The 12749-nt window shown below is 48.4% G+C and carries 8 protein-coding genes; 3 read left to right on the plus strand and 5 right to left on the minus strand.

All coding sequences use genetic code 11. The annotated features are described in order from the left end of the window. Positions 1-49: 49 nt before the first annotated feature. Positions 50-817 (minus strand): ABC transporter ATP-binding protein, encoded by a 768-nt coding sequence (locus Pan241w_RS05635; RefSeq protein WP_145212218.1) that lies wholly within the window; start codon positions 815-817, stop codon positions 50-52. A 463-nt stretch (positions 818-1280) separates the two neighbouring features. Further along, complete coding sequence (locus Pan241w_RS05640) at positions 1281-3710, minus strand: hypothetical protein (protein WP_145212221.1); 2430 nt, start codon at positions 3708-3710, stop codon at positions 1281-1283. Between the two features lie 431 nt (positions 3711-4141). Here Pan241w_RS05640 and topA point away from each other — a divergent pair, with 431 nt between their 5' ends. Beyond that, entirely contained in the window at positions 4142-6856 is a 2715-nt protein-coding gene (gene topA / locus Pan241w_RS05645) for a type I DNA topoisomerase (protein ID WP_198000345.1), read from the plus strand. A gap of 14 nt (positions 6857-6870) precedes the next feature. Here topA and Pan241w_RS05650 read toward each other — a convergent pair whose 3' ends face one another. Beyond that, positions 6871-7665 carry a DNA topoisomerase I gene (locus Pan241w_RS05650; RefSeq protein ID WP_232107364.1) on the minus strand — a complete coding sequence of 265 codons (795 nt, stop codon included), beginning with the start codon at positions 7663-7665 and terminating at the stop codon, positions 6871-6873. Positions 7666-8425: 760 nt separating this feature from the next. Here Pan241w_RS05650 and Pan241w_RS05655 point away from each other — a divergent pair. After that, entirely contained in the window at positions 8426-9355 is a 930-nt protein-coding gene (locus Pan241w_RS05655; protein WP_145212224.1) for a DUF1559 domain-containing protein, read from the plus strand. A gap of 88 nt (positions 9356-9443) precedes the next feature. Here the strand turns inward: Pan241w_RS05655 and Pan241w_RS05660 are convergent, their stop codons facing one another. Both Pan241w_RS05660 and Pan241w_RS05665 read right to left on the minus strand, forming a co-directional pair. Continuing rightward, a complete protein-coding gene (locus Pan241w_RS05660; protein ID WP_145212226.1) occupies positions 9444-9935 on the minus strand; it encodes a hypothetical protein in 492 nt (163 codons plus the stop codon). Between the two features lie 269 nt (positions 9936-10204). Then, the gene (locus Pan241w_RS05665) at positions 10205-11497 is read right to left on the minus strand and encodes a reverse transcriptase family protein (RefSeq protein ID WP_145212229.1); all 1293 of its coding nucleotides are present in this window, start codon (positions 11495-11497) and stop codon (positions 10205-10207) included. Between the two features lie 551 nt (positions 11498-12048). Here Pan241w_RS05665 and Pan241w_RS05670 point away from each other — a divergent pair. Then, complete coding sequence (locus Pan241w_RS05670; RefSeq protein WP_145212231.1) at positions 12049-12744, plus strand: site-2 protease family protein; 696 nt, start codon at positions 12049-12051, stop codon at positions 12742-12744. Positions 12745-12749: the final 5 nt, after the last annotated feature.

Consider the following 12749-nt stretch of genomic DNA (forward strand, 5'->3'; position numbering starts at 1 on the left):
GGTCCTTACGTCAGCTTTATATGAAACTAAATTGGTCGGTGAAAAGAAATTACGCGTATGTGAGTTTATGGAAACTGGCTTCCATATCTTCCTGACTGCTTCCCAGTTCATCTACAGATCCGTCAAACACGACTGATCCCTGATTGATCAGAATCACGCGGCTGCAGACTGCTTTGACTTCCTGCAGGATGTGTGTTGAAAGCAGAATGGTTTTCGTTTTTCCCAGACTGCGAATCAAGTCGCGCACTGATTGATTCTGGTTCGGGTCCAGTCCGCTGGTGGGTTCATCCAGAATTAAAATATCCGGATCGTGCAGTAGAGCCTGCGCCATGCCCACACGTTGTCGGAAACCACGGGACAGTTTGCGGATCGGTTTTTTCCAGACACTGCTCAAGTCGCATTTATCCATGACAAACTCCAGCCGGTTACTGAGTTCCGCACGCGACATGCCACGCACGCCTCCGGCATATTTCAGAAAACCCTGGGGCGTCATCTCTTCATAGAGCGGGCCGTTTTCCGGCAGGTAACCCAGTTTCTGGCTGGCTTCAATGCGGTGAGTACTCACATCAAAACCGCCCACCCGTGCTTGACCTTCACTCGGGGAGAGAAAGCCCGTCAAAAGCTTCATCGTGGTTGACTTGCCCGCACCGTTCGGCCCCAGAAAGGCGGCAACCTGACCGCGTGGGACAGAAAATGTCACATCTTTCGTGGCAGTGAACTGGCCATAGAATTTGCTCAATCCGATGGCTTCGATCATGTTCTCCTGCGATGAGCCTGTCGCCTGCCCGGCAGGAGATTGCTGAACCTGTTCCGACATTGCAATAATACTCCCGATGATTGTCTCGTGGGTTGATTCAACAGAATAAGTGAATACTTAAGGGACTCGCTGCATTTCAAAAGTATAGCGGCACTGTTTGAAAAACGGCAAGCTTATTGAACTCGTTCATTTTTAACTGGATCTTGTTAAAAACACAACAAAGGATGAGAGTCCCTTTTGAGTTAGCTGGATCTTCCTTTAACTTGAATGGTTGCGGCCTTGCATTGCTGCGCCCTGAAATCAGATTTGTCTATCGGAGGCATCAGGCAGTCCTAGACACAAGTAAAACCCAACCCGTTTCTCTATGATTAATCACCAATTTTCCTGATGTCCAGACCTTTTTTCACTGGTTTTGCAAAAAATAATTCCGAAAGCAGTCAAAATCAAGGCAGGGAAAATAAAAAATCGGTTGTACCAGTTAAGGCACAACCGATTCTGAATTCATTGGTTTTGTGGGGCGTATTTATTCGACCCGTTCTTCTGTTTCTGCCAGTTCCTGGAAGAATTTTTGCACCTGATATTTTTCTTCCAGCTCGCGGCTCCATTCAAAATTCGTCTGCTGTTGCTCCATTTGAGCCAATGGTAGATACGGCGAGAAGAAGAAGAACAGGTCAGTTTTCAGAAATTCCTGGTACATAGCGGTCAAACCACCCTCTGTCGAAGGAATGCGGTTCATGACTTTCGCAACATAACAGACCGATTTGTCGGCATTCATGAGCACGCCCACGTCTCCGTCGTCCATGTTGTCGAAGATCTGCTCCATAAACTCATTGCCGGCACCATCAATGGCGGAAATGCTCGAGAGTTCCGGACGAGGCATCGAGAACGGGTTGCTGGCGCCTGCCGTCGAGGTTCGCATCCAGCTGAACGACTCGGTTGTCGTTGTGGAAAGTTCCGTTCCCTCTTTTTTTCCGGTAATTGTCTGGCCGGAGAGCGCTTCGGACATCCCTTTGTCACCGGCATCTAAGATCAGCTTTTTCAGTTCTTCTCCCCGCTTCATGGCGATTGGCCGAGCCGCTTCCAGTTTTAACTGCTCGGTAATCTGTTCGTCGATCTTGGGGTCATCAAATTTCGGAATCGTAGCGTCGACATGTTTGACTTTCCAGTAGGAGATCAAAGCGCTGGAGAATGAGTCTTCCGCTTCATAAGCGGAGTAAAGCAGGTCGACGGGAGTCTCAAACAGCTGCTCGATCACAGTTCGGGGTTGAGCGGCAAACTGATTCAATGACGGCTCTTTCGCCGTACCCAGAGGATACTTCTCTGACTCTTCCATCTCCTGTGCAGACATCATCGGCGTGATGTTGTAAATCAGCTGATGTTTGGCAGCGTACTCTTTCAGCAGTTTGGTGGTCTCTTCCGGAGTGGGAGGAGCCACGCCTTCAGCCGGGCTGGTAATGCGATAGCTGAGGTCGTTCATGTATGTGACGGCAGCGGTAATTTTTTCCTTCATTAGCGTCAGCGTCCGTTCTCGTAACAGCTGATCGCGAATTTCATTTTTTAGATCGTCGTTCAGCGGACGGTACGGCTCCAGTGGTGCCGGGGCAGTTGTCGCATTCTCCGGTTTGGTCGTCGCTGGTGTCGCTCCTGGTTTCGGAGCTACCACAGGTGCTTCAACTGGCTTTTCGTCTAAGAGGGAAACAAAGGTCGTAAGTTCTGAATCAAGGGCACTTGATTCTTCTTTCTTCTCTGTTTTTGTTTCTGTTTTCTTTTCAGGGCTCTCTTTTGGTTTTTCTGGAGCTGCCTTGGGTTTAGTTTCCTTGACCGGTGCCGGTTGAGGTGCTGTTGGTTTCTTGTCGCTATTACCCGGTTTAGCTGCTTCCACAGGCTCGTTGGTTTTTGGAGCTGCTGGGTTCTGAGGTGCAAGCGGTGCAGGAAAATCAGGCGAATCCGGAATCGGATTATTCTTGTAAAGCCGTTCTTTATTTTCTTCGTAGAAGGCCTTGATTTCAGCGTCCGTTACAGGCGGAACCAATTTTTCGGTTTCTTCATAGTCAACCATCAGGTACTCGACCTGCACGCGTTGCGGTTGACGTAATCCGGGAGAGCCGGGGCCGGTCTCGTTGGGGAAGACCCCTTTGTATTTTTCATAAAACGCTTTTTTCTCAGCTTCGGTGGGGGCAGTTACTTGAGCTTCAAAATCTTTGACCGGCAGGCCAACGACTTCCAGTTCTTCGCGGACATTGAATTTTTTGTAGAAGTTCCAGTACTGATCCGGCGTCAGAGAAACTTCTGGCCGGAGTAATTGAAAAGCGAGCCGCGCTTTGAGCTGGTCTTTGAGAATATCATAAATCCCACCTTCCGTGACTCCCATGCTTTGACAGGCCTTCCGGAAGCCATCCCGGCTGAGTTTGCTATTCGTATAGCGGGAAACATACTGAGTGACCGCATCGTCAGAGACAACCAGATTCATCTTGTCCGCTTCTTTACGGAACAGATATTCGAGGATGATGTCGTCTTCAGTGTCCCGACCAAAACCGAACAGCGCCCCGCGTGGTGGTTGGGCACGTTCTCGTTCTTCTTCCGGCAAAGATTCATAGTAAGTTCGGATCACAAACTGGTTAGCAATCTGACGGTTTTTGACAAGGGTCTGAAATTCCATCTGGTCAATATTACCGGCGGTTGTCTTCACGACCATTGCGGCGCCCTGGCGGGGCATTACGGTATATCCCACAAAAAGGCCAACGACACCTCCGATGACGGCGAACAGCATTCCCTTGCCGCGATCTTTCCCCAGATACCAGAACAGGCCACCAAATAACAACATGCCCACGATGGGCGGAGCCTGATTGGGGTTCAACTGGTCCATCACGATAAACGCGAACATAGCCAGGATGGTGAGCGGAACCATTAATACTTTTTGGTTTTTACGAAACAATTCCAGTGGCGAGGCCATTCTGTTTCCTTCTTCAGTCTGCAAGTCGAATAAAATCGATTTCCTAAAGTGAAATTCACGCGTCAACCAGATTCGGTTGACGAGATCACCGCTTTTCGTATCTTCAAATTGGAAAAGAGTTTTCCGATTATTTTATGTGTTGTAATTTATTCGGGCCATTCGTGAAAGTCTTCTCTCAAAGAATCCTGTTGTTTCCTGCCTGTTCTTATTCCAAAAAGTGCCCCATTCAAGCCGATCATCCGGCGTGAAAAAATAAATACAGGCTTGACAGAGAGTTTTGTGGCGGGTATGGATTGCCGGATAAAGTTATCGAGTTGATCCGGTGAAGCGAATCAAAAAAAGTAAAATACAGGAACAATTGAGCCGCGTATTGTAGTCAGGATGGCCTTGGTGACAAGGTTTACGTCGGTTTCTCAGGAAGGGCAAGTCTGGTGGCAAAGAAGAAGCTGAAAGCATTAGTGATCGTTGAATCACCGGCTAAAGCCAAGAAAATCGGCAGCTATCTAGGTAGTAAATATAAGGTCCTGGCCAGTATGGGGCACGTTCGTGATCTGCCCACCAAAGCCTCCGATGTCCCTTCCGAATTCAAGAAAAAACACAAATGGGCCACATTAGGCGTCAATGTTGAGTCCGAATTTGAGCCGTATTACCTGGTTCCCAAAGAGAAGAAAAAAACGGTTAAGGAACTCAAGGACGCCCTGAAAGATGCAGAAGAATTGATTCTCGCGACCGACGAAGACCGCGAAGGAGAAAGCATCGGCTGGCATCTGACCGAATTGCTCAAGCCCAAAGTGCCCGTGAAACGCATGGTTTTCTCGGAAATTACAGAAGAAGCCATTCAGGAAGCGATTGCCAATCCCCGGGAACTCGACTTAAATCTGGTCTCGGCTCAAGAGACCCGCCGTGTTCTGGACCGTTTGTACGGATTTACATTGAGCCCGCTACTCTGGAAGAAAATTGCCCGCGGTCTCTCTGCCGGTCGTGTGCAATCGGTAGCGGTTCGGATTCTAGTACAACGTGAGCTGGAGCGGCTGGCATTTAAAAGTGGTACCTACTGGGATTTGAAGGCGCAGCTCAAAACTGACGCAGGCGCCGAGTTTGAATCGATGTTATCCACAGTAGGCGGCAAGAAAGTCGCCAGCGGAAAAGACTTCGATGAGTCGACGGGGAAATTGAAAGAGGGGGCGAATGTCCTCTTGCTCAATGAACAGCAGGCCGATGACTTACTGGAACGTGTCAAGAAGTCGGATTGGAAAGTGACTTCAGTCGAGCAGCGTCTGCAGTCGCGGAAACCCCCCGCGCCGTTTACGACCAGTACACTGCAACAGGAGGGGAACCGAAAGCTGAATATGTCGGCTCGGGAAACCATGCAGGTGGCGCAGCGACTGTACGAAGACGGTCACATTACTTATATGCGTACTGACAGTGTCAACCTCTCGAACGAAGCCGTCTCTGCCTCACGCCAGCGGATTGAAGATTTATACGGCAAAGACTATCTCTACCCGGAAATCCGCCGCTTCGATACGAAATCCAAAGGAGCACAGGAAGCTCACGAAGCGATTCGTCCTGCGGGAAAGCAGATGAAAACCGCCGAAGAAATCGGTTTGAAAGGGCAACAGGCCAAACTGTATTCGATGATCTGGAAGCGGACGATGGCCACTCAAATGGAAGAAGCCAAACTGCGTTTTCAAACTGTGACAATCACCGCCGCGGATGCCGAATTTCGGGCTACCGGACGTCATGTTGAATTTCCCGGTTTCTTCCGGGCTTATGTTGAAGGTTCCGATGATCCGGAAGCAGCTTTGGATGACAGTGAATCCATGCTGCCACCTCTGGAAGAAAATCAGGCGCTGGAAGCCAGTCAGGTCGAACCGCTCAAACACGAAACGAAACCTCCCGCGCGTTATACGGAAGCCAGCATTGTTCGCAAACTGGAAAGCGAAGGCGTCGGCCGTCCAAGTACGTATGCTTCCATTATCGGTACGATTCAGGATCGTGGTTACGTGAAAAAGTCAGGTAGTCAGCTCGTCCCGACATTTACCGCGTTGGCAGTCACACGTCTGCTCGAAAAGTTTTTCCCGAACCTGGTCGACTTGCAGTTTACCGCTGCCATGGAACAGGAACTGGATGATATTGCCGTTGGCGAAGGGGATCGACTACCATATTTGAACCAGTTCTATCGGGGCAAAGAAGGCCTGGATGAGCAGGTGAAATCTAAAGAGGAAACCATCGACGCACGTGAAATATGCACGTTGGATCTGGAAGGGATCGAGTCTGCGGTCCGTGTGGGCCGCTATGGTCCTTATGTCTCTGATGAATCAGAAGAAGAGCCTGTTTCCGCCTCCATTCCCGATGATATTGCACCCGCCGACCTGACCAATGAACTGGCACAGAAATTAATTCGCCTGAAGAGTGAAGGGCCAAAGTCTCTCGGAATGCATCCCGAGGAGAATACACCCATTTATAAGCTGCACGGTCCCTTTGGTCCTTATTTGCAGTTAGGGGATGTCATTGAAGATGGTCCCAAGCCTAAACGTGTCAGTATTCCCAAGAACGTCGATCCGGATTCCATTGATTTTGAATTAGCGTTGAAATATTTGAGTCTGCCACGGTTCTTAGGCGAGCATCCCGAAACCGGAAAGAAGGTCAACGCAGGCATCGGTCGCTTTGGCCCTTATGTGCTACACGACAAAGTTTATAAGTCGCTGGGCAAGGAAGACGATATTCTGACGATCGGCCTGGACCGGGCAGTCGAGTTACTGAAGCAGGCCCGCAAACGCAGTGCTCCGACGCCGATTCGCGATCTGGGGAAACATCCGGAAGACGAAGAACAGGTTGCCATCTTTGATGGTCGTTATGGTCCTTATGTCAAGCACGGCAAAATCAACGCGACTATTCCCAAAGGGTATGAAGTCGAAACAGTAACATTGGAGCAGGCACTCGAATGGATTGAAGCCAAAGCGGCGAAAAAAGGAACAAAGAAAGCTGCAGGCAAAAAGAAGGCCGCGAAAAAGACGACCAAAAAAGCGGCTGCAAAAAAGAAGACCACCAAGAAAGCGGCGACAAAAAAGACAGCTGCTAAGAAAACAGCGAAGAAGAAAACAGCGAAGAAGAAAACAGCGAAGAAAAAAACGGCTGAAGAATAAGCGAATGAACTCGGTCAGGCGGAAGCATTGGATTCATCCACTTCCACCGCGCCCGGGGGGAGGGTTTCCTGTTCTGCTTCCTCTTCGCATCTCTTCCGATCTGCTGCTTTGACTTCTGAATCGTTCAGGTCGAATTCTTCAATCAACTCACGTCTGCGAAGCGTGACCTGCCGATCAAATTCGGAGAGCACATCCAGTGCACGATCACGCGACGTCACCAGGCCAATGATCAGGTACTGAGTGATTGCTATTCCATAACAGACCCAGCCTACAGTATCAACGGCGATCGCAGAGAGGATGGCAAATACTGGAGAAGATCGGTTAACATGCTGACAAACAATCCCCTTCAGAATCGCCCGCCATTTCTCTTTCAATTCTCGGAAAATCCCGTACTCTCTTGATAACTTCAAGACCGGTGGACCAGGGTGGATGATCGAAAATAATTCCTGATCCGGCATCGCTTCAATCACACCGATGGCCAACATGATCCGAAAGCCCATTAAAACCCAGCCTTCGGTTCCCTGCAGACTCATGGGGACCCAACCGAACAGAGCCGCTTCCATATTCGCGGTGGCCGCCAGCAATAACAGCGAACCGCGGAACCATTGCTCAAGGTCTTTTTCCAGTTCCTCATCAATGTCCTGAACGCGTACGATTTTGTTGAGAATCAGGTGAAAGATCGGGATCGCAATCAATCCGACAAAGAATCGTGTTAAAGGCTTTAACAGATTTCTAAAGTAGGGATTGTTAAACAGGATACGAAGAAATCCACCCACAATAATTCCTAACTGATCGAACGGTGTTAGCACGAACTCGCCTCCCTGATTGAAAAAACGAAGTCCGTTCAAACAGGGATCAAAAAAAACTCATTGTTTCCACGGTGGAAGGGGAAACACTTAAAACGGTATTTCCTGGGAGAGTGTTTAGAGGTCTTGCTTTGAGTTTCTTTTTAGCAGATCAAACCTGAGGACGAAAATACCAAATCAAGAATTCATTTCACTGGAATTCTGATTCACTCAGAGGGAACGGTTTTGAACTAAGGTTTCGAATTGAAAAAAGGTAGATTGAACAGTGGATGATTGACTTAGAAAGACTGGGGATTTGAGATCGAACAAGAATCATCTTTTGAAGTTGCGTCAAAACGTCAAGATCTTGAATGAGTAGGTAGAAGGTAAGTCGATATATTTTAATAGTTTAGGGGGTGTGAGTGTTTGCGGGTTTAGTGCTGAGCTTGAATCTTGGTACAGCTTTGATATAGTAAGAGAAATCTGGATTTAAGCAATTTTTCATTTCTTCTTAATCTAAGTTCCTTTGATCTAAAGGGATTCTATCCAGAGCAAAAAGTGGATGTGTCCGCTCGGATATATCTTTGAACGATAAATTCAGTTCTGCTTTACAAATTTAAGGAAAGTTTAAACAAACAACGATTACTTCGTGTTTCTCTAACTACTTAAACCAGTTTTATCTGAAAGCTTAAGTCTGTTCGAAATCCGTCTTCGAGTACAGATTTCTTTCGATTGAGATAAGTTAGCACTAATTCTTATTCCTTATTTTTATGGAGGTTGCGTGATGCAGGATTCTCAAAAGAAGTCTGTGAGAAAAAGAGGCTTTACCCTGATTGAGCTTCTGGTAGTGATTGCGATTATTGCGATTTTAATCGCCTTGCTCTTACCCGCCGTTCAACAGGCACGTGAAGCAGCCCGCCGAAGTTCCTGTAAAAACAATTTAAAGCAATGGGGACTGGCGCTGCATAACTATCATGAGACGCATTCAGGATTTCCTCCCGGATATTTTGGGAACGGAAACCGCATGGGCTTCCATGTCATGCTGCTGCCCTTTGTAGATCAGGCGCCACTGTATAACAAATTTAATTTTGACATACATTATGATATGACAACGCCGACAAATAACAGGGTCCTGAAAGAACAGACTTTTGCACTATTGCACTGTCCCAGCTACGGAAAAAGAGACATCTCTGGGAATACAAAGCAGTATACGATACATTACTACGGTGTCATGGGGGCGAAAGGGACCAAGCCTGGCGGAGGAACATATGATATTAAGGGTTATACCACTCAAAATCATGGTGGCTGGGCGATCAATGGGATCCTTTATCGTAACTCAAGTATCAAGATACGCGATATTCACGACGGAACTACAAATACATTCATCATGGGGGAATTATCTTGGGACCCACAAAAAGTTGCGGGAGCTGGCTATACCAATCAGCGTCGAGGTTGGACACAGGGCACGCAAACGACTGATTCCAATACTTCGGCCTGTTATTCCTGCCGCAACATCGCGACGGTGATGAATTCAGCCGGTTATAAGTCAGGAAGTGCCTTGTTCAATGACGCCAGCTTTGGCAGTAAACACGTGGGGGGCTGTCATTTCATGCTGGCCGATGGTTCGGTCCGCTTCATCTCAGAAAACATTGACTTCGCGACGTATCTGGCTGCCGGCAGCCGTGATGATGGCGAAACTCTAACCTTAGAGTAGTCTACTTCTTTCCAAAGCTCCTCGTCATGTTGAGGAGCTTTGGTGTTTGAGTAACTGGAACTTGCTGAGAAGAGCGCCACACGCGAGCCTATGGTTCGTTGGCAGCTCTTCTTTTCTTTTTGCCATACGGGCTTTGCTTGGCAGCATCCGCGGGAATTGTCAGATCCTGCGTCGCTTCTTCTTCGGGCAAATCGAGTTCCGTACGATAGCCAAAGAACAACGTCTTCCCGTTCGCCAGGTATTCCGTTTCTTCTTCGGAATTTTCCCCCGTGGGAGGTGTGCCTTGAGTGACGCCGTCAAAGCCACTGATTTCCAGAATATGCGGGCCACCCATCGTGCCCTTTCCGTTTTTTGCGGTATCATATTCTCCCTCAATAATTTCCGCGAAGCCACCCCCGCCTTTGTTGTCTTTGGATGAATCGGGAATGAATTTGATTTGACCATAGGGTAGTGGTTTCCCATCAAATTCTACTTTTCCTTTCACGTTGTATAACGTGACATCACTGCCACAACCCGTAAGTGTTCCCGCAAACAAGAGAAGTAGACCAGGAACCGATATTCTTGGAAACATTCTGGGCATGTAACAATCTTTCTATAATGCAATGAGACATGAGATGGAAAAGTCTGAGAACGGTTTATTGAATCGAGCGTTCCTTCGTCAGTAAGACTAACATCGAGAGAGAGTCAGGATGGTGCTTATTCATGAGATGATTTATGAACGCTCATTAGAACATATTCAGCGTTTAAAAGTCAAACTGATTCCACCTGGTTCGCCAGTATTGGCAAGAACGGAATGTCTCTGTATCAGAAAGCAGAACAGGATTGATTGAGAGTGACTGTGCGCTGGTGTTACCAGCGAATCTGTTCATAGAGCTGCAGCAGTCGCTGGCCGCGATTCGGGTTGAGTTGTTGCACATAGGCAATTCGCCCGCGCAGATGGCTGGCAAAATCGGGATGCTGTTCCCGGTTCTGGCCCGCTGGTCCCTGGCGTATGCAATTAGTGAGAATGGCTTTCAGCAGATCGAATTCTTTTCGCGGGACATTCGTGTGTTCGTTGACAACAACGCCGGTTACTTTTTGCTGTTGATTGTCCCGCAGTACGCGCCGCTTCGATTGATTCGCCTGAAATCGTTCGGAACGAATAATCTGATTCACGAGTGGAATAAATACACGCAGTGATCGCAGAAACTGATCGGATCCGGAAAACGTCAGGTCGTCGGCGTAACGTGTGTAGTCTGCATCAAAGGAACGTGCTAACCCAGAGAGTCTGACATCCAGCGAAAAGGCAGACAGGTTCGCGAGTGCAGGGGAAGTCGATGCCCCTTGTGGCAGGTGGCGTGAAAGATACGGTAACAGCGGGCGCAGGCTTCCATCAGGAAATGGCATATTTATGGGAATCGCAGTAGTGGTTAACCGGGCCAGCCAGAGTGCAGCTTCGCGACAATAGCCGACGCTGCGAAAGATTGAAACGACGCGTGCAAAATTCACGCTGGCATAAAAATTTTCCAGATCAAATTTGACAACCACACGTTTGCCCGTGTGCGGTATTGCATTTGTGACAGGGGAATGGCCGGTGACAAAGCCATGTGCCGCGTCATGAACGGGAATCTGGTTCAGGATTTCCAGTAAGATCTGCTGCTGCGCCAGTTTGATAAAAGGACGCGGGGCTTCGATCAGCCGAAACCCATTTCGTTTCGGCAACCAATGATATGTGTAATGCGATTCCTTCACATCATCTGGACGATCTGACTGATTGAACCGGTGAGTCAACCAGGCAAGTTTTCCTAGTGGAAGATTCAACCAGTGCGCGATATCTTCCGGAGTTGAAAAAACGGGTAGATCAAAGCGACCCAGTTTTGCTGCATCTCCATCCTGGGTCATATCCAGATAATGATCGGTTTCCGATCGATAGCGCAGCAATTCATAAGGGCGAGCGAGTTTGTATGGCAGGGATTCTACATCAGCGCTTTCAGGTGCTGTAAAAGTTTTCTTTTTATTGTATCGCAGAGGGCTCAGACGGGGTTTGCGAAAGACTCGGGGGGCTTTCGTCTGTTCTGCATTCGCGCTCGTCTCAGGCCGCGCAACAGACCGATCTGGTGCGGGGCCAAAAAAAAGTTGGCGTATGAAATCAAAGAAGCCCATTCAGAAATCCTGCAGTCAGGTCAGTTTGGTGATCGTCAGAAAAGTGATAAAAAATAGAAATGGCCAGCGGGCCGCACAACCGATCCTGTGGCGAAGTATTGCTACGATAACCATCTATCGTAGCGATACTTCACGTGTCGTAGAATGGTCAATACTTCTCCCACGGGGTATCCCCGCAGAGCCCTGAGTGATCCGTCAGGATACAGTCAGAGTCAAAACTTGTGCGACCCACTGCCCATTATGGTGCAAATCGTATCCTTTTCGTGAGATGCGTCAATGTTAAGTCTTGTGAATCTGGATAAAGCCTTAAGATTCCAGCACGAATTCCACTCCAGCAATGGAGCAACTAAAAACTGGTATAAAAAATAACACGCAAGGTATTAGGAGAACTGCAATTGCCATGATTTCAGGACCACGATACATTTCTGCAGAATCGGAAATGTTGCGGGAGTGCATTCCCGGCGGTGATCGAGTACGCTGTCTCTGTTCCATCCGATTTCTGTCTGATTCGGGGACAAACTGGAAGATAGTGAAAACAGAAAGTTTTGAAAATGCTGGGAAATGTGGCTCCCACTGAGTTTGATTTGCGGTTTTCGATGTTTGGGATTCCCGTACGCGTTCACCCGCTATTCTGGGCAGTATCAGCATTTATGGGCTGGAACCCCAATGATATTAAAATGACGTTGATCTGGATCGCCTGTGTCTTTGTCTCCATTCTGGTGCATGAGCTCGGGCATGCATTGACGGCACGACACTTTGGCTGGCCTCCGGAAATTGTCCTGTATCACTTCGGTGGACTGGCCATGTTTCAACCGTATTCCGGGATGACAACCCGCCGCTCGATTATCGTGTCTGCCGCAGGGCCGTTTGCTGGCTTTGCGTTGCTGGGCGCGGTCATGTTTTTTAAGATGATCTCAGTCAAGTTTGGCTTGTGGGATCAGTTCAGCCCTGAAGGACGAGATTATGTGAGAGCCACATTTTACTTCCTGTATTTCATCAACCTGTATTGGGGGTTAATCAATCTCGCCCCGGTGCTGCCGCTGGATGGGGGGCATATTTGCGAAGATATCTGCAAAGCAGTCAAACGCTATCGCGGTGATGTCCTGGCGCTGCAGATCTCAATGGTGGTTGCGGGGCTGCTGGCCTTCTATTTTTTCAAGCAGCAGTTGCGTTTTGCCGGCATCATGTTTGCTCTGTTCGCCTTCTTCAATTTTCAGGCGTACCAGCAGCGTAATAGTACCTGGTAACAGAA

The sequence above is a fragment of the Gimesia alba genome (assembly GCF_007744675.1).
Lineage (GTDB): Bacteria > Planctomycetota > Planctomycetia > Planctomycetales > Planctomycetaceae > Gimesia > Gimesia alba.